Origin of the sequence: Burkholderia pyrrocinia, assembly GCF_001028665.1 — a bacterium.
Classification (GTDB): domain Bacteria; phylum Pseudomonadota; class Gammaproteobacteria; order Burkholderiales; family Burkholderiaceae; genus Burkholderia; species Burkholderia pyrrocinia.
Genome location: NZ_CP011505.1, coordinates 493718 through 515782 on the forward strand (window position 1 = coordinate 493718; position 22065 = coordinate 515782).

Consider the following 22065-nt stretch of genomic DNA (forward strand, 5'->3'; position numbering starts at 1 on the left):
GGTCCGTTCGCGCGGCATGGCTTGCGCCAATGCTGGCGGACGGCTTCGTTGCCCCTCCGTTCGCTTCGTTCGCGGCGCCTCCCAGGCCCGCCGCTATGCCTGCACCTGCGCATGCGGCAGGTCTGCAATACGACACGGCTCACGTGTCCGTCGCCCCCGACGATTTCGCCCGTTTCACCGACAGCTTCGTCGCGACGTTTCGCGGCAGCAAGCCGACGCAGGGCGTCGTCCAGGTGACGCCCATGCCGAGCCAGGCGTTGGCTCGGCTCATCTTTATGCCGTTCGGCACGATTCCCGTGTTCGAGTTCAAGACACCGATCCCCAGGCCGTTCGGATCGGAGCGCACGGGCTAATAAGTCGTGACCGACATGGACACGGCCATACCGGGACGCGCGTGATGTCGAAGCGTGGCCCGGAATACTCGATCGAGCATGGACCGGATATCCAATCCACAGACCTTATGCCGGTCGGTCCGACATGCGTGTCTCCGCGCGCCGAGTGGCGAGCACCCACACGATCGAATCCAAAATTTGTCTAGTCATCCTTGCGATTTGTCCACATCCACTGCACCAAATCCGTGCCCGGATTCCCCACGAAGAGGCGCGCTTGAGGCCTGTATTTAGGGGATTTCCCGCGTTTACGCGGTTTTTTTTGATCAGCTCTTGTCCCGCCGTTTTTCTTCTTGCATGCTTGTATAGACAAATTCCTGAGGCGGCTTGCATGACCGAAGGGATGACGAACTTCAACGCAAGGAGAAATCTCGTGAACGGCAAGCGCATCAAGTGGGTAATCAAGACGATCGGCGCCATCGCGGCCGCGGCGGCGACGCTCGCCGCACCGGTGCAGGCGAAGGAATGGAAGACGGTGACGGTGGCGCTGGAAGGCGGCTACGCGCCGTGGAACCTCACGCTGCCGGGCGGCAAGCTCGGCGGCTTCGAGCCGGAACTGCTCGCGAATGTCTGCGGCCGGATCAAGGTCCAGTGCAACATGGTCGCGCAGGACTGGGACGGGATGATTCCCGGCCTGCAGGCCGGCAAGTTCGATGTCCTGATGGATGCGATCTCGATCACGCCGGAGCGCGAGAAGATCCTGCTGTTCTCGCGCCCCTATGCGGCCACGCCGGCAACGTTCGCCGTCACCGACACGAAGATCATCCCGAAGGCCGCGCCCGGCGCGCCGGCCGTCAAGCTGACCGGCGACGCGAACGCCGACAAGCCGACCGTCGACGCGCTGCGCAAGCAGCTGAAGGGCAAGACGATCGGCATCCAGTCGGGCACCGTCTATACGAAATTCATCAACGACAGCTTCAAGGACATCGCGTCGATCCGCGTGTACAAGACCTCGCCCGAGCGCGATCTCGACCTCGTCGCAGGGCGCATCGACGCGTCGTTCGACGACGTCACGTACTACGCGGCGAACATCGAGAAAAAGGAAAACGCGTCGATCGTGCTCGCGGGCCCGAAGCTCGGCGGGCCGATCTGGGGGCCGGGCGAAGGTCTCGCGTTCCGCAAGCAGGATGCCGACCTTAAGGCGAAGTTCGATGCGGCGATCGGCGCGGCGCTCGCGGACGGCACCGTGAAGAAACTCGCCGACAAGTGGTTCAAGACCGACGTCACGCCGTAAGCGCACGTCCGGCCGCCGTCGCGCAAGCAACGCACCGACGGCGGCGCGCATCCTGCCGATTCATTCAACGCTTGCCGGGAGGCACGCATGGCGATCCTTGAAATGCTGGGCTTCGGAACCGAAGGCTGGGGCGGCGTGCTGTTGCTCGCCGCACTGATGACGGTCGCGCTGACGCTCTCCGCGCTCGCGGTCGGCGCGCTGATTGGCGCCGCGATCGCGGCCGCGAAACTGTCGCGCCACCGCAGCGCCCGCCTGCTCGGCGATCTCTACACGACGGTGTTTCGCGGCGTGCCCGAACTGCTCGTCATCTACCTGTTCTATTTCGGCGGCTCGACGCTTGTCACGACCGTCGGGCAGTGGTTCGGCGCGGAAGGCTTCATCGGCGTGCCGCCGTTCGTGATCGGCGCGCTGGCGGTCGGGATGATCTCGGGCGCGTATCAGGCGGAGGTCTACCGAGCGGCCGTGCTGGCCGTGTCGAAGGGCGAGCTCGAGGCGGCGCGCTCGATCGGCATGCCGGGCAGCATGGTGCTGCGCCGCATCCTGATTCCGCAGGTGCTGCGCTTCGCGCTGCCCGGCATCGGCAACGTGTGGCAACTGAGCCTCAAGGATTCGGCGCTGATCTCGGTCACCGGGCTCGCCGAGCTGCTGCGCACGAGCCAGATCGCCGCGAACTCGACGCACCAGTACTTCGTGTTCTTCGTCGCGGGCGGCGCGCTCTACCTCGTGATGACGGGCCTGTCGAACCGCGTGTTCAACCGGGCGGAAGCGATCGTCGGCCGCTCGTTCCGCCGCAATTTCGCGCGCAACTGACGGAGAGCACGCATGTCCATCGATTTCGCCTTTCTCATCGACACGCTGCGCCAGTTGCTCGCGGCCGTGCCGACCACGCTCGGCCTGTTCTTCGCGTCGCTCGTGCTCGGCGGCCTGCTGTCGCTCGTGATCGTCACGATGCGCGTGTCGCCGCACTGGCTGCCGAACCGCTTCGCGCGCGCATACATCCTCGTGTTTCGCGGTTCGCCGCTGCTGATCCAGATGTTCCTCGTGTACTACGGGCTCGGCCAGTTCGGCGTGATTCGCGAGAGCTTCGTGTGGCCGCTGCTGCGCGAACCGTATGTGTGCGCGGTGCTGTCGCTCGCGTTGTGCACGGCCGGCTACACGGCCGAGATCCTGCGCGGCGGGCTGATGGCCGTGCCGGTCGGGCAGATCGAGGCTGGTTATTCGATCGGCCTGTCGGGCTTCGCGCTGCTGCGGCGCGTGATCGGCCCGATCGCGTTGCGCCAGTGCCTGCCCGCGTACTCGACCGAAGCCGTGCTGCTCGTCAAGTCGACCGCACTGGCCAGCCTCGTCACGGTGTGGGAAGTGACGGGCGTCGCGCAGCAGATCATTCAGCAGACCTACCGGACGACCGAGGTGTTCGTGTGCGCGGCCCTTATCTACCTCGGCCTGAACTTCATCGTCGTGCGCCTGCTCGGTGCGCTCGAATGGCGGCTGTCGGGCCACCTGCGTGCGCCGAAGCCGGCCGGCGCGTCCGCCGCGGCGACGCGCAACGCCCGGCGCGTCGCGTCCTGAGCGCATCCTTCCTTCCCGGAGAATCCGATGAACACCGCTGCTCCCGTTGCCCTGTCGGTCAGGAACATCCACAAGTCGTTCGGCGATCACCATGTGCTGAAGGGCATTTCGCTCGATGCGCACGAGGGTGACGTCATCTCGATCCTCGGCGCGAGCGGCTCGGGCAAGAGCACGTTCCTGCGCTGCCTGAACCTGCTCGAGACGCCCGACGACGGCACCGTCGCGCTCGCCGGCGAGGAACTGAAGATGAAGCGCACGCGCGACGGCAAGCTGCATCCGGGCGACCGGCGGCAGGTCGACCGGATCCGTTCGCAACTCGGGATGGTGTTCCAGAACTTCAACCTGTGGTCGCACATGACGGTGCTCGACAACCTCGTCGAAGGCCCGCTGCGCGTGCAGAAGCGCAGCCGCGCGGAAGCGGTCGAGGAAGCCGAGGCGCTGCTCGCGCGCGTCGGCCTCGCGGACAAGCGCGGCTACTATCCGGCGCACCTGTCGGGCGGCCAGCAGCAGCGCGTCGCGATCGCCCGTGCGCTCGCGATGCATCCGAAGGTGATGCTGTTCGACGAACCGACATCGGCGCTCGATCCCGAACTGGTCGGCGAGGTACTGCGCGTGATGCGCTCGCTCGCGGAGGAAGGGCGCACGATGCTGGTCGTCACGCACGAGATGGGTTTTGCGCGGCACGTGTCGAACCGCGTGATGTTCCTGCATCAGGGCGAGGTCGATTCGGACGGCACGCCCGGCGACCTGTTCGGCGGCCAGTGCTCGGAGCGCTTCCGGCAGTTCGTGTCGAGCCACCACGACCGCACCACGAACTGAGGCCGCCATGACCGTATTCCGTTCGGCAAAGCCGCTCGACTGGCGGCAGGTTTCGGCAGTGGCCGCCGGCGAGCCGCTCGCGCTGGCCGACGAGGCGCGCGTCCGCGTCGTCGCGGCGCGCGAGCTCGTCGACGAAATCGTCGCGCGTGGCATCCGCGCGTATGGCGTCAACACGGGCGTCGGCGCACTGTGCAACGTGATCGTGTCGCCGGCGCAGCAGAGTGCGCTGTCGCGCAACATCCTGATGAGCCACGCGGTCGGCGTCGGCGCGCCGCTCGGCGCGGCGGAAACGCGCGCGATCGTCGCGGCGGCGATCAACAACTACGCGCACGGGCATTCGGGCGTGCGCGCCGACGTCGTCGACCAGCTCGTCGCGTTGCTGGAACACGATTGCCTGCCGGAGGTGCCGGCGCACGGTTCGGTCGGCTATCTGACCCATATGGCGCACGTCGCGCTCGTGTGCATCGGCCATGGCCATGCGCGCCACCGCGGCGAGCGGATTCGCGGCGACGAGGCATTGCGCCGCATCGGCCGCGCGCCGCTCGTGCTCGGTGCGAAGGAAGGGCTGAGTCTCGTCAACGGCACGCCGTGCGTGACGGGGCTGGCCGCGCTCGCGCTCGCCCGCGCGGAGCGGCTGCTCGACTGGGCCGACTGGGTGGCGGCGATGAGCTTCGAGAACCTCGGCGGGCAGCTCGCCGCGTTCGATCCGGCGTCGCTCGCGTTGCGGATTTCGCCCGGTATCGGGCACGTCGGCGCGCGGTTGCGCACGCTGCTCGCCGACAGCGGGATGCTCGCGGCGGCAAGCGGCCGGCATACGCAGGATCCGCTCAGCCTGCGCACGATTCCGCACGTGCACGGCGCGGCGCGCGACGTGTTCGACGTGACGGCGGAGGTGGTCGATCGCGAACTGGCGTCGGTGACCGACAATCCGATCGTGGCCGGCACGCGCGACGCGCCAGTCGTGCATTCGCAAGCGCATGCGGTCGGTGCGGGCATCGCGCTGGCGATGGACAGTCTCGCGGCGGCGATGGCGCAGGTCGCGGCAATCGCCGAGCGGCGTCTCGACCGGCTCGTCAATCCGCTCGTGAGCGGGCTGCCGGCGTTTCTCGCGATGCCGGGCGGTACCTGTTCGGGCTTCATGATCGCGCAGTACACGGCGGTCGCGCTCGTCGCGCAGAACCAGCGGCTCGCGGCGCCGGCGAGCCTCGACGGCGGCATCACGTCGGGCCTGCAGGAAGATCATCTGTGCCATGCGACGCCGGCGGCGCTGAAGGCGCTCGACATCATCGAGAATACGACGCGCGTGCTGGCGATCGAGCTGCTGGCCGCCGCGCAGGCCTACGATCTGCAGGCGGACGGCGCGTCGCGGGCAGCACCCACCGACGCGCTGTGGCGGCATGTGCGCGAACGCGTGCCGGCGTACCGGGACGACCGGCCGCTCGCGGACGACATCGCGATCGCCGCCGGCATCGTCGCGGGTGTGCCGCCGCCGGTGATGTAACGGCGTGAGACCGGCCGCCGAGCGACACCGCGGCCGGCGGACGATCCATCATTCATTCGATCGAGGGCGCATGAACGAAGCGGAACGACAACTTGCCGGCCGGCTCGCGGTCGCACCGGGTGGCGACGTACCGGCGCGCGCGTTGCCGGCCTACCAGCAGATCAAGCGCTACGTCGTCGAGCGGATTGCGAACGGCGACTGGAAGCCCGGCGGCGCGATTCCGACCGAGGCCGAGCTGGTCAAGGAGTTCGGCGTCGCGCGGATGACGGTGTCGCGCGCGCTGCGCGAGCTGACCGCCGAGCGCGTGCTGACCCGGATCCAGGGCGCCGGCACGTTCGTCGAACGGCGGCATTACGAATCGACGGTGCTGGAAATCCGCAACATCGCGGACGAGATCGCGGAGCGCGGCCATCGGCACAGCGCGCGCGTATTGCTGATCGAAAGCAGCGACGATCAGGAGGCGGTCGAAGCGCTCGGGCTGCGTTCGGGGCCCGTGTTCCATTCGCGCATCGTGCACTACGAGGAAGAGGAACCGATCCAGTTCGAGGATCGTTACGTCAACCCGGCGTTGTTTCCCGCGTATCTGGAACAGGACTTCACGGTCGAGACGCCGAATCACTACATGGTGCGGCTTGCGCCGATCCAGCGCGCGGAGTTCCGGATCTACGCGCAGAAGCCCGACGCGCAGGTGCGCCGGCACCTCGTGATGGAAATCGGCGAGCCGTGCCTGTTGCTCAGGCGCCGCACGTGGGTCGGCGAGCAGGTCGCGACATCGGTGCGGTTGTGGCATCCGGCGTCGCGGTTTCATCTGGCGGGGAAGGTGTGAGCGTGCAGGTCGCCACCCGGCGGCTCAAGCCCCGGTAGCGTTATGCCTTTCATTGTGCCGGTCTAGAGCGATCGCTCTGAATTCTCGCCGCACCGCCGCATAAAAGTGTCGTCAGCCGGTGGAAGCACGCGGCGCAAATCATTTCGTATGCACTCGGCAAGATCCGTCGCGCTCCCGGGATAACGCCGTCCGGCAAGGGACGCGGCGAGTTTGTCGTCGTCATTCCCGGCTTGCCGGAGCCGCTCTTGCGCATCCGGATCGCGATCTGCATTCAAGCGACGAATGTGTGCATCGCAACAATCCATTTCATTCGCGGCAATCGTAACGGTAAGGTGAACGCACGTTCGAATTTGATCGAGCGATGCGAATCCACCACTCGACGATGCCATGAAAACGACTCCCGATCGACCTGCGCAAGCGCCACCCACGCGCCCCGGCATCACGCCGGCAGGCGGCGGCAATGCGCGCGCGGCGGGCCTGCGCCTGCCGACCACGCTGGTGGGCCCGATCGTGCTCGGCACGCTGCTCAACGCGCTGAACTCGTCGATGATCGCGGTCGCGCTCGTCAGCATCCAGCAAGCGTTCAACCCGCAGGGTGCGGTGCATGAACGCATCGACACGATGTGGCTCGTGTCGGGCCTCTATCTCGCGACGGCCGTCGGCCAGCCGACGATGGGGCGGCTCGCCGACCGGTTCGGCGCGAAGCGGATCTTCTGCATCGGCCTCGCGATCGTATTGATCGCGTCCGCGCTCGCGCCGTTCGCGCCGTCGCTCGGGTGGCTGATCGCGTCGCGCGTCGCGCTCGGCATCGGCACGTCCGCCGCGTATCCGGCCGGCATGGCGATGATCCGCACCTGGTCGCAGCGGCACGCGAACGGCGCGACGCCGACGGGCGGCCTCGGCGCGATCTCGGTCGCGGCGCAGGTGGCCGTCGCGTTCGGGCCGCCGCTCGGCGGCGCGCTCGTGCAGTTCGCCGGCTGGCGCGCGATCTTCTGGATCAACGTACCGATCGTGCTGCTGGCCTTCGTGCTGGCGTGGCTGTGGATTCCGGCCGACGTCGTCCCGCGCGGCGCGCAGCAACGCCGCACGCTGCGGGGCACGCTGAAGGAGCTGGACCTGCCGGGCGTCGCGCTGTTCATCCTGACGCTCGCGAGCCTGCTGCTGTTCCTGCAATCGGTGTCGCGCGAGCCCGACTGGCTGCTGCTCGTCGCGACGCTGGTGCTGTGCCCGGTGCTGGTCCGGCGCGAGCGGCTGGCCGCGACACCGCTGATCGACATCCGCATGCTGAGCGACAACCGAGCACTCACGAGCACGTACCTGCGCTGCGTCGGCACCTACGCGGTGTTCTACGCGATCTTCTATGCGCTGCCGATGTGGCTGCAGGAAGCCAAGCGCCTGTCCGCCGCCGATGCCGGCCTCGTGATGCTGCCGGTCGCCGGGATCGGCACGGTGGCGACAATGTTCGCGACCCGCCTTGCGCACCGCCACGGCTCGCGGCCGGTGCTGATCATCGGCTCGGCAATGCTGTGCGTCGGCAGCGTCGTGATGAGTCTCCTCACCAGCGCGATGCCGGTCTGGTCGATCGTGCTGCTGTCGATCGTGTTCGGCGTGCCGAACGGCTTCAACAATCTCGGCAACCAGGCGGCGCTCTACCAGAGCGCGCCGCACGACCGGATCGGCACCGCCTCGGGGCTGTACCGCACCGCGCAGTATGTCGGCGGCAGCCTGTCGTTTGCGCTCGTCGGGCTGGCGCTCGGCCATCCGGCGAGCGATCGCGGCCTGCGCGAGCTGGCCATCGTCCTGGCGGTCATCAGCGTGCTGCTGCTGCTCAATGCGGCATCGAGCCGGCACCTGGATGCCGCCGCTTCTTCCATCTCCCAACAGAAGTGAGGTTTTTACATGTCCATTCCGACGCTCAATCGCACGGTCGCGCTGGTCGCCATCGATCTGCAGAACGGCATCGTGTCGCTGCCGGTCGTGCCCTACACCGGCGCGCAGGTGGTGGCGAAGACGGTCGAGCTCGCGACCGCGTTCCGCGCGCTGCAGCTTCCCGTCATCTACGTGCACACGAGCTACCAGCCGGACGGCGGCGTGGCGCTGAAGGTCAGGACGGATGCGCCGTCGGCGCCGCCGAATCTCGATCCCGAATGGAGCGCGTTCGCGCCGGCGCTCGGCGTGGCGCCGTCCGACATCGTCGTGACGAAGCACCAGTGGGGCGCGTTCACCGGCACCGACCTCGACGTGCAGCTGCGCCGGCGCGGCATCACGGACATCGTGCTGACCGGGATCGCGACCAACATCGGCGTCGAATCGACGGCGCGCCAGGCATACGAGAACAACTACAACGTCGTCGTCGTCAGCGACGCGGTCAGCACGTCGTCCACCGACGCGCAGACCTTCGCGCTGACGCAGATCTTCCCGAAGCTCGGGCAGGTGGCCGCGACGGCCGACGTGGAGGCGGCACTGGAGCAGGCGTATTCGCGCTGAACGAAGCGGCGTGTTCGGCGTGCACCATTCATACAGAGCCATTTAACGAGGCATGACGATGATCAAGACCGATGCATGGGTTCTTTACGCAGGTCCGGAACCGAGCAGGAAGCAGGCGCCCGTGGCGGGCGAGCTGCGTCGCGAAACCTTCGAATTCTCCGATCTGGAAGCCGACGAGGTGCTGGTCGAGCCGCTGTACGGATCGTGGGAAGCGAACCTCGACCACGCGCTGTCGCGCAATCCGGTCGACATCTGCCGGCAGCGCCGCGAGGACAAGATCGTGCTCGGCAACGGTGCGCTGGTGCGCATCGTCGAGCGCGGCCGCGGCGTGAAGACGCTGAAGGAAGGCGAGATCTGCATGGTGATGCCGTTCGGCAAGCGCGACGAATACGGGTTCGCCGAGCTCGTCTACGCGTACGACGCGCCGGGCACGATCGGCGTGATGGCGCAGCGGACCAAGATGCGCGCCGACAACCTCGTGGCGGTGCCGACCGACAGCCGGCATTCGCTGCTGCAATGGGCGACGTACGGCCGCTACTTCACCGCGTGGGACAACTGGAAGGTGGCGTCGGCGTGCTGGCGCTCGCAGTTGCCGGACGTCGATCCGGCCGACTACCTGGTGTTCGGCTGGGGTGGCGGCACGACGCTCGCCGAGCTGCAGCTCGCGAAGCGCGAGGGTTTTCGCGTCGCGATGACGGCGAGCAACGACCGGCGCCTCGAGGAGCTCGCGAAGCTCGGCATCACGCCGGTCGATCGCCGCAAGTTCCCGAATCTCGCGTATGACGACGAGCGCTACAAGACCGATCCCGAGTACCAGGCGAGTTATCGCGAGTCGGAGCGCGTGTTCGCGGAGACGATCGCGGAACTGAGCGGCGGCCGCGGCGTCGCGATCTTCCTCGACAACCTCGGCGGCGCGCTGTATCGCTCGACGATGCGCGTGGTCGGCCGCACCGGCATCGTCACGACGGTCGGCTGGAAGACCGGGATGCGCCTGTGGAACCTGCGCGCGACGGAATGCATCAACCGCCGCCTGCACATCCACACGCATGCGTGGCGCTACGACGACAGCATCACGATCCGCGACTTCCAGGAAACGAGCGGCTGGATCGGCCAGGAGCCGACCGAGATCTTCGATTTCGACGAAGTGCCGAAGCTCGCGTCCGACTACCTAAACGGGAAGATCCAGACGTATTTCCCGATCTACCGGATCAACGCCGTCTGAGCGGCAGGTCGCGCGCCGCGCCCGCATCGCTGCACGATGATTAGTCATGCATACGATGTCGGCGCGCGGTGCGCCGTGCAATCCATCTGACTGGAGAACGGCATGGCCACTGTGGAAATCGGGGACGTCGACGCCGGCGCGGCGCCGGACGCCTCCAAACCGGCGCCGCTCGGCGGCATTCGCGTGATCGACGCCGCGACGTTGTTCGCGGGCCCGCTCGCGGCGACGATGCTCGCGGACTACGGCGCCGACGTGATCAAGGTCGAGCATCCGGACGGCGATCCGGCGCGCAAGTACGGCGCGCGCCGCGACGACGTGCCGTTGTGGTGGAAGGTGCTCGCGCGCAACAAGCGGGCGGTCACGCTGAATCTCGGCACGGCCGACGGCCAGCGGATCTTCCGCGAACTGGCGGCGCAGGCGGACGTGGTCGTCGAGAATTTCCGGCCCGGCACGCTCGAACGCTGGGGGCTCGGCTACGACGTGCTGTCTGCGATCAACCCGCGGCTCGTGCTCGTGCGGGTGACGGGCTTCGGCCAGTTCGGCCCGTATGCGAGCCGCCCGGGCTTCGGCACGCTGGCCGAGGCGATGAGCGGGCTCGCGTCGATCACCGGCGAGGCGGACGGGCCGCCGCTGCTGCCGTCGTTTCCGCTCGCCGACACGGTCGCGGGGCTGACCGCCGCGTTCGCGATCATGACCGCGCTGAAGGCGCGCGAGCACACCGGGCGCGGCCAGGTCGTCGATCTGGCGATCATCGAGACGATGCTCGCCGCGATGGGCGCGCAGGTCGCGAGCTACGACCAGACGGGCTTGGTGCCCGAGCGCACCGGCAATCGTTCGCCGAACAATTCGCCGCGCGGTGTCTACCGCACGTCGGACGGCAAGTGGGTCGCGCTGTCGACGTCGGCGCACAGCATCGCCGAGCGCGTGATGCGCCTCGTCGGCCGCGCGGACCTGATCGACGAACCGTGGTTCGCGAACGGCGCCGAGCGCGCGAAGCATGCGGACGAGCTGGATGCGGCGGTCGGCGGCTGGATCGGGCAGCGCACGCGCGACGACGTGATCGCCGAATTCGAGCGCGCGCAGGCGGCGGTCGCGCCGATCTACGACGTCGCCGACGTGCTGCGCGATCCGCAGTACGCGGCGCTCGGCTCGGTCGTGTCGGTGCCCGACGCGGAGCTCGGCGCGTTCCGCACGCACAACGTGCCGTTCCGGCTGTCCGACACGCCCGGCGCGATCCGCTGGGGCGGGCCTGCGCGCGGCACGCACAACGACGAAGTATTCGGCGCATTGGGACTGGAGCGGCGCGAGATCGCCGATCTGACCGAACGAGGGGTGATATGAAAACCAGCGCAACTTACCGCAGCTACCTTTACGTGCCCGCGCACAAGGCGCAGGTGGTGGAAAAGGCGTATGCAAGCGAAGCCGATGCCATCGTGCTCGACCTCGAGGATGCCGTGCCGGCCAGCCACAAGGCCGAGGCACGCGAGGCGGCCGCCGCGATTCTCGCGGAAGGCCCGCCGAAGCCGACCTACGTGCGGATCAACCCGATCGGCAGCCCGTGGTGCCGCGACGACGTCGACGCGATCGCGCAGCCGGCGCTGCAGGCGCTGCGCCTGCCGAAATGCGACCTGCCGCAGCATATCCAGGAGGTCGCGGGCTGGCTCGACGCGCTCGGCTGCGATGCGGGCATCCAGATCCTGATCGAGTCGGCGTACGGCGTCGAGACGGCTTACCAGCTCGCGACCGCGTCGCCGCGGCTCGAACGGATCGGGCTCGGCGAGAGCGACCTGCGCGCGGACCTGCAGATCGGCGTCGACAACTTCACGCTCGAGGTGTGCCGCGCGCGCTGCGTGGTCGTGTCGCGCGCGGCGGGGCTGAGCGGGCCGATCCAGACCGTCTATCACACGCTGCCCGATCTCGACGGGCTGAGGGAATCGACGCTGCGCGCGAAATCGATGGGGTTCCTCGGCCGCTTCGCGATCCATCCGTCGCAGCTCCCGGTGATCAACGAGGTGTTCACGCCGTCGGACGACGAGATCCGCGCGGCCGAGCGCGTGCTCGAGGCGGTCGATGCGGCGGCGGGCAAGGCCTCGGCGTCGTCGGTGTTCGTGCTGCCGGACGGCCGCGTGGTCGCGCCGCCGCTGATCGCCAACGCGCGCGTGACGCTCGCGCTCGCGAACAATCTTCGACTCAGTGGAGCACTGGCATGAGCACACCCGAGACGCTTTCCGCTCCGGCGGCGGCCGCTGATTCGATCGCACCGAACCGGACCGCGCCGCCCGACGGCATCGTCGGCGCGCTCGGCCGCTTTGCGGCGGAGGTGCGCGCCGAAGGGCTGGATCGCAGGCTGCGTGTCGAGGCCGCCGCGCGCGTGCTCGACGTGGTCGGCAACAGCCTGATCGCGCACGACGAACCGGTCGCGCAGTCGGTGCTGCAGGTCGCGCGGCGCTGGGGCGGCACCGGCCCGGCGAGCGTGATCGGCGCGCCCGACCGGCTGCCGGCCGCGAGCGCCGCGCTCGTCAACGGCACGCTCGCGCATGCGATGGATTTCGACGATTCGCACATGCGGTCGGTGCTGCATCCGAGCGCGTCCGTGATTCCGGCCGCGCTCGCCGCCGCGCAGGCGAGCGGCGCGTCGGGCGCGGCGCTGCTCGATGCGATCACGGTCGGCACCGAGGTGTGCATCCGGCTCGGCGTTGCCGCCTATAACGAGCGGCTCGGCAATTCGGTGTTCTTCGAGCGCGGCCAGCACGCGACGTCGATCTGCGGCACGGTCGGCGCGGCGGCGGCCGCGGCGATGCTGTTCGGGCTCGACGCCGCGCAGATCGCGGCGGCGCTCGGCATTGCCGCGAGCATGGGTGCGGGCCTGCTCGAAGCGAACCGCACCGGCGGCTCGGTGAAGCGGATCCACTGTGGCTGGGCGGCGCACGCGGGCGTGAGCGCGGCGGAACTGGCGGGCGCGGGCGTGACCGCGCCGCCGACCGCGCTCGAAGGCCGCTTCGGTTTCTTCCACGCGTGGTGCGGCGACCTCGCCGACGTCGACGCGGTGCTGCGCGGCCTGGGCGACGAATGGGAAACGAGCCGGATCATCTTCAAGCCGTATCCGTGCAACCACTTCACGCATCCGGGCATCGACGCGGCGCTGCAACTGAAGGCGCAAGGCGTGACGGCGGACGACGTGGTGTCTGCCGAGCTGCGGGTCGCGACGTCGACGCTGCGCACGATCGGCGAGCCGGCGGAGCTGAAGGCGAATCCGCCGAACGGTTATGCGGCGGCGTTCTCGGGGCCGTACACGGTCGCGGCGGCGCTGCTCGGCGGCGGCGGGCTCGGCGTCTGGTTCGACGATTTCGACGATGCGCTTGCGCAGGACCCCGCACGGCGCGCGCTCGCCGCGAAGGTGCGCTGCGTGGCCGATCCGTGGTGCGACACGCGCTTCCCGAATTTCCTGCCGGCCGTGCTGCGCGTCGAGCTGCGCGACGGGCAGGTGCGCGAGGCGCGGATCGAGTCGAGCAAGGGCACGAATTCGCGGCCGCTGACCGAACAGGAACTCACCGCCAAATTCGTGCTGGCGGCGAGTTCGGCGCTCGGCATGGAGCGCGCGCTCGCGCTGCGCGACGCGGTGCAGGCGCTCGCCGACGATGCGCCGCTCGACCTGCTTGCGGCGCTGACGTCAGGTACTGAAGGAGGACACCGATCTTGAACGCACCCCGCTGGAAAAAGCGGCCGCCCGGCTCGAACTGGGGCGATTTCGGTCCCGACGATCAGAAGGGGCGGCTGAACTGGCTGACGCCGGACAAGGTGCGGCAGGGCGCAGCCGAGGTCCGGGAAGGGCTGTCGTTCTCGCTGAGCCTGCCGCTCGACGTGCCGCGCGGCGGCGGCCTGAACGCGCGGCGCCGGCCGCCGGCGATCATGCCGGCGCTGCTCGGCGACAAGCCGTACTTCGGCTATCGGGCCGACGAACAGGTTGCCAACGCAACCGATGTGGTATGTGACGACTCGTTCTGCATGCACTCGCAGTTCTCGACGCAATGGGATGCGCTGTCGCACGTGGGCGGCCTGTTCGACGCGGACGACGACGGCGTGCCTGAAATCGTGTTCTACAACGGTTTCCGGATGGGCGAGCATCTGCGGGTGCCGCAGGAGGGCGACGCGACGGGCGGCGCGCGTGCGCTCGGCATCGAGGTGATGGCGCAGACGGGCGTGCAGGGGCGCGGCGTGCTGATCGACCTGCGGCGTCATTTCGGTGACACGCGCACGAAGGTCGGCTTCGCGCAACTGATGCAGGTGATGGAGGCGGACCGCGTGCAGGTCGAGCGCGGCGACATCGTCTGCATTCACACCGGCTTCGCGGATCTGCTGCTGAACGACGACGGCGGATCGCCGGCGACGGTCGCGAGCGCGTGCGTGCTCGACAGCAGCGATGCACGGCTGCTGCAATGGATCGACGAATCGGGGCTGGCCGCGCTCGTGGCCGACAACCATGCGATCGAGGAGCGCCCGCAGCATGCGCAGCCGCTCGCGCAACCGGGCGCACTGATGCCGTTGCACGAGCTGTGCCTGTTCAAGCTCGGCATTCACCTCGGCGAGCTGTGGCACCTGACGCCGCTCGCGAACTGGCTGCATGCGCACCGCCGGAACCGGTTTCTGCTGACCGCGCCGCCGTTGCATATCCGCGGCCTGGTCGGCGCGCCGGCGAATCCTGTCGCGACCGTTTGAGCCTGCGGGCGGCGGCTGTGGCGGCGGCCGCCCGCACTTTTTTTTGCAACGCGATCGGCTTGCGCAACGCGTGAATTCAATTGCCGATTGGCAAGGTATTCAGAAGGATCGACGCAAAACGGGCGATTTAATTTAGAAGCATAAATAATATCGCCCGTTATCTTAAAAAGATCGGCGCGTCAAGATTGGACTATTCTTGTGCATTGCACTAAATATCAGGGGATTGCCCCGATTGCGGAATATCGAAATCGTAATCGGGGGCGGTGATTAACCTGTTTAGTGGATGGTCGCAAACATGAATCTACGTTCGATCGATCTGAACCTGCTGGTCATACTCGATGCGCTGCTGACGGAGAAGCAGGTCACGCGGGCCGGCCAGAAGGTCGGCCTCACGCAGCCGGCTGTCAGCAACGCGCTGGCGCGGCTGCGGTTCGTGTTCAAGGACGAGATCCTGGCGCGCACCGCGGTCGGGATGGAACTGACGCCGCGCGCTCAGGCGCTGGCCATGCCGATTCGACAGATCATGCAACAAATCGAGGAATTATTTGAATCGGATTATCAATTCAATCCTTTTACGTCCGAGCGCCATTTTACGGTGCGCATGTCGGATCTCACCGAATTGCTTTTGCTGCCGGCCCTGCTGCGCTGCATGCGATTGAGCAGCCCGAATATCGGCATGGACGTCGTGCACATGAGCGCCACCAAGACCGCCGACGCGCTCGAATCGGGGCTGCTCGACCTGGCGATCAGCGCCGGCCTCGAACATTCGGGCACGCTGTCGTCGCAAATCGTGTTTCATGACCGGATGGTCTGCGTGATGAGCTGCAGCCATCCGGACGCGGGCACGCCGCTGACGCTCGAACGGTTCCTCGCGCTCGACTTCCTCAACGTGACGATCAACCCGGTCGACCACAGCCTGGTCGACAACCTGCTCGCGAACATGAACTGCACGCGACGCATCGCGCTCAACGTGCCGCACTGGCTCGTCGTGCCGAACATGCTGGATGCGCTGCCGTACGCGGTGATCATGTCGGAGCGGCATGCGCTGAGCCTCGACGATGCGCGGCTCGTGATCCGCGAACTGCCGCTCGCGATGGAGCCCGTCGCGTGGTCGCTGTACTGGCATCGCCGCTACGACGGCAGCAACGCGCACGCGTGGCTGCGCGGCCGCATCGTCGAGGTCGCGGAAGCGCTCGAGCGGCACGGCGTCGCGGCGGAGGCTTCGGCTTAGGGCGTTGGCTGTTCACGCGGGTCAGCCGACGACGAGCAGCGGCGGCAGCGTCGCGACGTCGGGCTGCTCGTCGAGCCGCCACAGGTAATCGAGCGCCGCGCGGATCTGCGCCGGGTTCCAGTGCCGCCGGCAGTTCTTCGTGAACTTCGCGTCGTAGTCGTCGCGCCGCATCGGCCGCGTCGGCGAGCCGGGCAGGTCGTCCACCTGCTTCGTGCAGGTCGTGCCGTCTTCCAGCACGGCCGTCACCCGATTCGGCGCCTGCGCCGGATAACGGGCGGTCAGCGCCGGGTCCTCGCGCACCGTGATCCGCTCGATCAGCGCGCGCAGCGCCGGATCGCGCAACGCGTCGTGCCGGTAGCTCTCGGTCGTGATGTCGCCGTCGAGCATCGCGCGCGCGACGATGTACGGCAGGCTGTGATCGGCGGTTTCGTGGGTCGATGGCGCCCATTTTTCGCGGTCGCGGCCGGCCGTCACGTAGCCGACCCCGGTCGTATCGATCTCGATGTGCCGGATGCGGCGCAGGTCGCCGACCTGCGCGGCGACGTCGAGCGCGGCCGGAATCGCGGTTTGCGTGAGCCCCTGCGCGGGATAGAACTTCACGAAGCACTTGCCGATCCGGAACGCGCCGCCGCGCCCGCCGAATTCGCGCGTGTCGACGGCGAACGGGCCGGACACCTGCGGAAAGAACCCCGCCATGCCTTCGAAGATCGGCGCGGGGCCGGTCAGCCCGGCGCGCGCGAGCTGCGTCGAGAACACCGCGTTGCGCGCCGCGTCCGCATCGGCGAGCGCCTTCCAGTTCGACAACTGCTGGACGCGCGTCTGGTTCAGCGCGAGATGGCCGTTGATCGACAGGTTCACCGCCTGCACCAGCTGCGGCGCGGGCATGCGCATCAGCTTGCCCGCGGCGAGCGCGACGGCGGGCAGGCTGTAGCACGTGTGATCCCAGCCGCGCGGGCTGATCGCGGCGGCGTCCATCAGCCGGCACGCGATCTCGTATGCGATCGCGATCGACAGGATCAGGTCGCGGCCGTTCGCATGCTGCGCTTCGGCGACGGCGAGGCATGCGGACATGTTGTCGCTCGGATGGCCGGTCTCCTTGCCGGCGTACGCGTCGTTGAAATCGTAGTAGCGCAGCGCGGTGCCGGTCGCGAACGCGGCGAGATCGGGGCTCGTGCGCTGGTTCGTGCCGACGATCGTCGACACGCCGCCCGGCGACGCGAGCGCCGCGTCGCGCGCGATCCGCACCGGGCGTTCGTCGTGCGCGGCGATCGCGCAGCCGAGCGCGTCGATCAGGTGCGCCTTGATCGTTTCGATCGTCGCGGCATCGAGATCGCGATACTGCAGGCCGGCCGCGTAGTCGGCGAGTTGTTGCGCGAGATCCGGGCGGCCGGTGGTGACGCCCGCGGCCGGCAGCGCGTCGGCGCGGGCGTGGGCGAGCGGCAGCGCGAGTGCCGCGCCGGTCAGCGTGGAAAGGAAGTGGCGGCGGTTCATGTGCGATGACTCCGGAGGTTCCTGAAACGGGGGGAGGGCGGGCTCAGAACAGCTTGCGCAGGCCGAGTGCCGCGCCCGCGCTGCTGGCGCGGTCGGCGGCCAGCGTGTAGTGGAGGAAGTTGTAGTTGTAGTTGTCGAAATCGAGCGCGGCGCGGCGCGCGTAGCCGCCCGCCAGGTACAGCGTGACGGCTTTCGACAGGAAGTAGTTCAACTGCAGCGTGACCTGCTGCGGGTTGGCCGGGTGCGGCGCGGGCGTTTGCGCGTTCGGCGGATTCTGCGCGCGGATGTCCTCGTAATAGAACGCGCCGAGCGCCTGCAGGTACGGGGTGATCATGTAGCGCACGCCGGCCCACCAGAACGTGTAGTGCGTCACGACCGACGGCGTGGCGACGCCGCTCTGGCCGTGCGTGACGCCGGCCAGCAGTTGCGCGCGGTCGACGGACACGATCGCGGCGGCGGCGTAGCGGCGGAAATGCGCGAAGCCGCCCGGCTGCGGCGTATTGACGTTGTCGAATGCGGCGGCAAACGAGAATGCGCCGCCGGCATAGTCGAAGCCGGCGCCGTAGGCGGCGTTCGACTGGAACGCGCCGGGCGTGCCGCCGAACGAATAGTGCGTTTCGAGCGTCAGCGCGCCGATCTTCGCCAGGTACTTGGCGACGTTGTTCTCGCGGAAGTTGACGCCGACGATCGCGCCGGCCGGCTCGTACAGCGTCGAGTACGCGCCCGTCGGCGAATAGCGTTCCATGACGTCGAACAGCGTCGAATACTGGTGGCCGAGCCGCAGCGCACCCCAGCGCTCGTGCTGCAGCCCGACCCACGCGGAGCGGTCGAAGCCGCCCGCGCCGGTGCCGGTGCCGTTGTTCAGGTTGATGCCGCTTTCGAGCCGGAACGCGGCCTGCCAGCCGCCGCCGAGCGCCTCGACGCCCTTCAGCCCCCAGCGTGAGCCGCTCTTGCCGCCCGACGCCATCCGCACGAGCGATGCCGACGACTTGTCGCCGGGCGCGGCCTGGTGGGTGAGGAATTCCGTATAGACGTCGGCCACGCCGTACAGCGTGATCGTGCTCTGCGCGCAGGCGCCGGCCGATACGAGGCCCAGTCCGCACAGTGCGGACATTCGCTTGCCCATGGTTGTCTCCTTCGTGGGTTTGTTTTTTTGTTTGATTTCGGCGCCGCGCCGGTCGAGCGGCGCGGCGGTGTTGCGGGGCGACGCTATCCGGGCCGGATGGCGAACGGGCGGCATCGTGGCGGGACGCATGCGCGCACCGCGCGACGCGCGCATGCGCACGTACGAAGCGCAGCCATGAAGGGCGGCGCGCGCATCACCGGGGCGCGCCTTCGGCACGCGCCTGCACGGCCGCGTGGCGCGCGAGCACGCGCTTCGCGCGGGCGACGCCGGGCGCGTCGACCATCCTGCCGTCGACGCGCAGCGCGCCGCGCCCGTTCGCGCGTGCGTCGTCGTAAGCGGCCAGCACCGCGTTCGCGTCGCGCACCGCGTCGTCGTCGGGCCGGAACGCGCGGTTGAGCGCGCCGACCTGCAGCGGATGGATGCAGGTCGCGCCCGCATAACCGAGCTCCGCGGACGCGCGCGCGATGCGCTCGAACGCGTCGAGATCGCGCAGCTCGTCGAGGCCGCCGATGAGGCCGAGCGGCAGGATGCCGGCCGCGCGCGCGGCGATGATCAGCAGTTGCTTCGGCACGCGCAGCACGTCGGCGCTCGCGCCGCTTTCGCAGTTCAGCGCGAAGTCGCCGCCGCCCAGCATCATCGCGACGACGCGCGGCGACGCCCGCGCGATCCGGTCCATGGCCTGGAACGCGCGCGGCGTTTCGACGATCGCGACGATCCGCGTGCCGCCGGGCGGTGCGCCGGTTTCCTCTTCGAGTGCAGCCAGCAGCTCATCGATCGCCTCGACGTGCGAGCCGCCGCGCACTTTCGGCAGCACGACGCCGTCCACGCGGGCACGAACGGCCGCGCGCAGGTCGGGCACCAGCAGGTCGAGCGGGCCGTTGGCGCGCACCAGCACGTCGCGGCCGGGCGTGCGCAGCGCCGGCACGGCGTCGGCCAGCCCGTCGCGGGCGGCGTCCTTGCACGCGGGCGGGACGCTGTCCTCGAGATCGAGGATCAGCGCGTCGGCGTCGCTCGCGGCGGCCGATGCGACGAAACGAGGGACGTGGGCGGGGACGTACAGCAGTGAGCGCCAGACGGGTTGAGGCGGAAAATCCATCGTCGATCTCTAAAAATGAAAGTCACTTTCATTTTTGTGATGGATGATGGCATTCGTCAAGATTATCGTTAACGCCTAGTTTCAAAGGAGATTGCGTGACGATGAGCGAACGAAACCGTGCGGATTCATGTTGATGTCATCGATGATCTGCGTATAATGAAAGTGACTTTCATTTTTATGGTGCCGGTCGCCGCAACGCGGCACGACTCTGCCGGCATCGCACGAGGTGGACATGAACAAGGTGGAGACAAGCAATCCGGCAGAGGGCGGCGTGGCCGCGGTCAACCGCGCGCTGACCGCGCTGCTGGCGTTCGGCAACGCGCCCGGCGGGCTGATGCTCGCGCAGGTCAGCGAGGAGACGGGGCTCAACATGAGCACGCTGTTGCGGATGTTCGAGTCGCTCGAGCAGTTCCGCTTCATCAAGCGCCTGCCGGACGGGCGCTACGTGCTGGGGCCCGCCGTGTTCCAGCTCGGGATGATGTATCGCGAGTCGTTCCAGCTGCGCGAGTACGTGATGCCGATCCTGTCGACGCTGTCGGCGGAAACCGGCGAGACGGCCGCGTTCTACGTGCGCGAAGGCGACCAGCGCGTGTGCCTGTTCCGCATCCAGGCGCAGCGCTCGGTGCGCACGCATCTGCGCGAGGGCGACCGCTTCCCGCTCGACGTCGGCGCGGCCGGTCGCGTGCTGCTCGCGTGCAGCGGCACGCGCGGTGGCGACTACGACAAGACGGCCGAGCAGGGTTATGCGGTATCGATCGCCGAGCGCGACCCGGAAAGCGCGGCGATCGCGTGCCCGGCGTTCGGCGTCGGCCGCGTGCTGAGCGGCGCGATCTCGCTCGGCGTGCCGCGCTATCGCTTCAACAAGAAGGTGCTGGCCGATTACCTGCCGCGCGTGCAGGCGGCCGCCGCCGAGCTGACGCATGCGCTGGGCGGCGATCTGCCCGCCGCGGGCGCGGCGTTCCGCGCGGCCGACCAGCTCGGCGCGCTGCTCGAGTAGCGCCCGCGCGCGGCTGAGCGCGCACTTCGAAGTCCGTATCGAACGACGCACACACCAACCAGGAGACAAGCATGTTCGTTCCCGACCCGCAGGCCGCTCACGCGGCCGGCGCGCGCCGTCGCGCGTCCACCGGCCCGATCCATCCGAAACCGTTCGATGCCGACGCGCAGGGGCCGCTCGCGGGCGTGCGCGTCGTCGACCTGTCGCGCCTGATGGCGGGCAACATGCTGAGCGTGCAGCTCGCCGATTTCGGCGCGGACGTCGTGAAGGTCGAGAGCGAGCGCGGCGATACGCTGCGCGCGGTCGGCGCGGGCGGGATCAGCACGAACTGGAAGGTGTACGGGCGCAACAAGCGCAGCGTGTGCGTCGACCTGCGCGCGCCCGAGGGGATCGACATCGTCCGCCGGCTGGTGCGCGACGCGGACGTGTTCGTCGAGAGCTTCAAGCCCGGCGTCGCCGAGAAGATGGGGCTCGGCCCGGACGACCTGCTCGCGATCCGGCCGGAACTGGTGATCGCGCGGATCTCCGGCTGGGGGCAGACGGGGCCGTACCGCCACAAGCCGGGCTTCGGCACGCTCGCGGAAGGGTACGCGGGGTTCGCGGCGATCAACGGCTTCCCCGATCGCGAGCCGGTGCTGCCGCCGATGTTCCTCGGCGACATGACGGCCGGGCTGTCCGGCGCGCTCGCCGTGCTGGTCGCGCTGCATGCGCGCGACGCGCACGGCGCGGCGGGGCAGGTGATCGACGTGTCGCTGTTCGAGCCACTGCTGTCGATCCTCGGGCCGGCCGCCGCGAACTACGTGATGACCGGCGAGATCAAGGCGCGCACCGGCAGCCGCTCGTCGAACACCGCGCCGCGCAACGCGTATCGCACCCGCGACGGCAAGTGGCTGTGCCTGTCGAGCTCGACGCAGGCGATGGCCGAGCGGCTGTTCCGCGCGATCGGCCGCGCGGAGCTGATCGACGATCCGCGCTACGCGACCAACGTGCAGCGCGTGCAGCACGCGGAGGCGCTCGATGCGATCGTCGGCGAATTCATCGCCGCACGCGATCTCGACGCCAATCTCGCGTTCTTCGAGGAAGCGGGCGTGACGGTCGGGCCGATCCAGGACATTGCGCAGATCGTTCAGGACCGCTACGTGATCGAGCGCGAGGCGCTCGTCGAGCTGCCGGACGACGACGTCGGCAGCCTGCCGATGCACAACATCACGCCGCGCCTGTCGGCCACGCCCGGCACGTTCCGCCGGCCGGCGCCCGCGCTCGGCGAGAACAATCGCGAGATCCTGCTGCCGCTGCTCGGCGAACCCGAATACGAGCGGCTCGCCGGGCTGGGCGTGATCCGCACGCGCTAGCCGCGCAAC

At 68.6% G+C, this 22065-nt stretch carries 19 protein-coding genes and 1 pseudogene; 17 read left to right on the top strand and 3 right to left on the bottom strand.

The annotated features are described in order from the left end of the window. Positions 1-29: 29 nt before the first annotated feature. The 15 genes and pseudogenes from ABD05_RS32440 to ABD05_RS32510 all read left to right on the top strand — a co-directional run. Positions 30-350, top strand: a pseudogene (locus ABD05_RS32440) (glyoxalase); the annotation flags it as partial. Positions 351-762: 412 nt separating this feature from the next. Next, on the top strand, positions 763-1623 hold the full coding sequence (locus tag ABD05_RS32445; protein ID WP_047904676.1) for a transporter substrate-binding domain-containing protein: 861 nt from the start codon (positions 763-765) through the stop codon (positions 1621-1623). An 87-nt stretch (positions 1624-1710) separates the two neighbouring features. Beyond that, positions 1711-2433 carry an ABC transporter permease gene (locus ABD05_RS32450; protein ID WP_047904244.1) on the top strand — a complete coding sequence of 241 codons (723 nt, stop codon included), beginning with the start codon at positions 1711-1713 and terminating at the stop codon, positions 2431-2433. Positions 2434-2445: 12 nt separating this feature from the next. Then, complete coding sequence (locus tag ABD05_RS32455; RefSeq protein ID WP_047904245.1) at positions 2446-3192, top strand: ABC transporter permease; 747 nt, start codon at positions 2446-2448, stop codon at positions 3190-3192. Between the two features lie 27 nt (positions 3193-3219). Next, the gene (locus ABD05_RS32460) at positions 3220-4011 is read left to right on the top strand and encodes an ABC transporter ATP-binding protein (RefSeq protein WP_047904246.1); all 792 of its coding nucleotides are present in this window, start codon (positions 3220-3222) and stop codon (positions 4009-4011) included. A gap of 7 nt (positions 4012-4018) precedes the next feature. Next, positions 4019-5512, top strand: a complete 1494-nt coding sequence (locus ABD05_RS32465; RefSeq protein ID WP_047904247.1) for an HAL/PAL/TAL family ammonia-lyase — start codon at positions 4019-4021, stop codon at positions 5510-5512. Between the two features lie 70 nt (positions 5513-5582). Continuing rightward, positions 5583-6338 (top strand): histidine utilization repressor, encoded by a 756-nt coding sequence (hutC, locus tag ABD05_RS32470; RefSeq protein ID WP_047904248.1) that lies wholly within the window; start codon positions 5583-5585, stop codon positions 6336-6338. Positions 6339-6725: 387 nt separating this feature from the next. Continuing rightward, entirely contained in the window at positions 6726-8228 is a 1503-nt protein-coding gene (locus tag ABD05_RS32475; protein WP_053060027.1) for an MFS transporter, read from the top strand. Between the two features lie 9 nt (positions 8229-8237). After that, a complete protein-coding gene (locus ABD05_RS32480; protein WP_047904249.1) occupies positions 8238-8825 on the top strand; it encodes a hydrolase in 588 nt (195 codons plus the stop codon). A 58-nt stretch (positions 8826-8883) separates the two neighbouring features. After that, positions 8884-10047, top strand: a complete 1164-nt coding sequence (locus tag ABD05_RS32485) for a zinc-binding dehydrogenase (protein WP_047904678.1) — start codon at positions 8884-8886, stop codon at positions 10045-10047. Between the two features lie 102 nt (positions 10048-10149). Further along, on the top strand, positions 10150-11388 hold the full coding sequence (locus tag ABD05_RS32490) for a CaiB/BaiF CoA transferase family protein (RefSeq protein ID WP_047904250.1): 1239 nt from the start codon (positions 10150-10152) through the stop codon (positions 11386-11388). Beyond that, positions 11385-12257, top strand: coding sequence for an HpcH/HpaI aldolase/citrate lyase family protein (locus ABD05_RS32495; RefSeq protein WP_047904251.1), 873 nt, complete (start codon positions 11385-11387; stop codon positions 12255-12257). Before ABD05_RS32490 ends, ABD05_RS32495 begins: the two co-directional genes overlap by 4 nt. Continuing rightward, complete coding sequence (locus ABD05_RS32500; RefSeq protein ID WP_047904252.1) at positions 12254-13747, top strand: MmgE/PrpD family protein; 1494 nt, start codon at positions 12254-12256, stop codon at positions 13745-13747. The genes ABD05_RS32495 and ABD05_RS32500 overlap by 4 nt, the downstream gene beginning before the upstream one ends. Next, positions 13744-14763, top strand: a complete 1020-nt coding sequence (locus ABD05_RS32505) for a cyclase family protein (RefSeq protein ID WP_047904253.1) — start codon at positions 13744-13746, stop codon at positions 14761-14763. Before ABD05_RS32500 ends, ABD05_RS32505 begins: the two co-directional genes overlap by 4 nt. 295 nt (positions 14764-15058) lie before the next feature. Next, a complete protein-coding gene (locus tag ABD05_RS32510) occupies positions 15059-15994 on the top strand; it encodes a LysR family transcriptional regulator (RefSeq protein ID WP_047904679.1) in 936 nt (311 codons plus the stop codon). A gap of 21 nt (positions 15995-16015) precedes the next feature. Here ABD05_RS32510 and ABD05_RS32515 read toward each other — a convergent pair whose 3' ends face one another. The 3 genes from ABD05_RS32515 to ABD05_RS32525 form a co-directional block, all read right to left on the bottom strand. Next, positions 16016-17485 carry an MmgE/PrpD family protein gene (locus ABD05_RS32515; RefSeq protein ID WP_047904254.1) on the bottom strand — a complete coding sequence of 490 codons (1470 nt, stop codon included), beginning with the start codon at positions 17483-17485 and terminating at the stop codon, positions 16016-16018. A 43-nt stretch (positions 17486-17528) separates the two neighbouring features. Then, complete coding sequence (locus ABD05_RS32520; protein ID WP_047904680.1) at positions 17529-18611, bottom strand: porin; 1083 nt, start codon at positions 18609-18611, stop codon at positions 17529-17531. A 193-nt stretch (positions 18612-18804) separates the two neighbouring features. Continuing rightward, positions 18805-19707 (bottom strand): HpcH/HpaI aldolase/citrate lyase family protein, encoded by a 903-nt coding sequence (locus tag ABD05_RS32525; RefSeq protein ID WP_047904255.1) that lies wholly within the window; start codon positions 19705-19707, stop codon positions 18805-18807. A gap of 232 nt (positions 19708-19939) precedes the next feature. On the opposite strand from ABD05_RS32525, the gene ABD05_RS32530 reads away from it, so the two are divergent. Both ABD05_RS32530 and ABD05_RS32535 read left to right on the top strand, forming a co-directional pair. Further along, positions 19940-20704 carry an IclR family transcriptional regulator gene (locus ABD05_RS32530; protein WP_047904256.1) on the top strand — a complete coding sequence of 255 codons (765 nt, stop codon included), beginning with the start codon at positions 19940-19942 and terminating at the stop codon, positions 20702-20704. Positions 20705-20775: 71 nt separating this feature from the next. After that, positions 20776-22056, top strand: coding sequence for a CaiB/BaiF CoA transferase family protein (locus ABD05_RS32535; RefSeq protein ID WP_047904257.1), 1281 nt, complete (start codon positions 20776-20778; stop codon positions 22054-22056). Positions 22057-22065: the final 9 nt, after the last annotated feature.

Coding starts and splice junctions, on each gene's coding strand:
- ABD05_RS32520 (WP_047904680.1), bottom strand. CDS start 18,611: ATGGGCAAGCGAATGTCCGCACTGTGCGGACTGGGCCTCGTATCGGCC.
- ABD05_RS32530 (WP_047904256.1), top strand. CDS start 19,940: ATGAACAAGGTGGAGACAAGCAATCCGGCAGAGGGCGGCGTGGCCGCG.
- ABD05_RS32465 (WP_047904247.1), top strand. CDS start 4,019: ATGACCGTATTCCGTTCGGCAAAGCCGCTCGACTGGCGGCAGGTTTCG.
- ABD05_RS32525 (WP_047904255.1), bottom strand. CDS start 19,707: ATGGATTTTCCGCCTCAACCCGTCTGGCGCTCACTGCTGTACGTCCCC.
- ABD05_RS32460 (WP_047904246.1), top strand. CDS start 3,220: ATGAACACCGCTGCTCCCGTTGCCCTGTCGGTCAGGAACATCCACAAG.
- ABD05_RS32510 (WP_047904679.1), top strand. CDS start 15,059: ATGAATCTACGTTCGATCGATCTGAACCTGCTGGTCATACTCGATGCG.
- ABD05_RS32455 (WP_047904245.1), top strand. CDS start 2,446: ATGTCCATCGATTTCGCCTTTCTCATCGACACGCTGCGCCAGTTGCTC.
- ABD05_RS32485 (WP_047904678.1), top strand. CDS start 8,884: ATGATCAAGACCGATGCATGGGTTCTTTACGCAGGTCCGGAACCGAGC.
- ABD05_RS32480 (WP_047904249.1), top strand. CDS start 8,238: ATGTCCATTCCGACGCTCAATCGCACGGTCGCGCTGGTCGCCATCGAT.
- ABD05_RS32495 (WP_047904251.1), top strand. CDS start 11,385: ATGAAAACCAGCGCAACTTACCGCAGCTACCTTTACGTGCCCGCGCAC.
- ABD05_RS32450 (WP_047904244.1), top strand. CDS start 1,711: ATGGCGATCCTTGAAATGCTGGGCTTCGGAACCGAAGGCTGGGGCGGC.
- ABD05_RS32500 (WP_047904252.1), top strand. CDS start 12,254: ATGAGCACACCCGAGACGCTTTCCGCTCCGGCGGCGGCCGCTGATTCG.
- ABD05_RS32515 (WP_047904254.1), bottom strand. CDS start 17,485: ATGAACCGCCGCCACTTCCTTTCCACGCTGACCGGCGCGGCACTCGCG.
- ABD05_RS32475 (WP_053060027.1), top strand. CDS start 6,726: ATGAAAACGACTCCCGATCGACCTGCGCAAGCGCCACCCACGCGCCCC.
- hutC (WP_047904248.1), top strand. CDS start 5,583: ATGAACGAAGCGGAACGACAACTTGCCGGCCGGCTCGCGGTCGCACCG.
- ABD05_RS32535 (WP_047904257.1), top strand. CDS start 20,776: ATGTTCGTTCCCGACCCGCAGGCCGCTCACGCGGCCGGCGCGCGCCGT.
- ABD05_RS32490 (WP_047904250.1), top strand. CDS start 10,150: ATGGCCACTGTGGAAATCGGGGACGTCGACGCCGGCGCGGCGCCGGAC.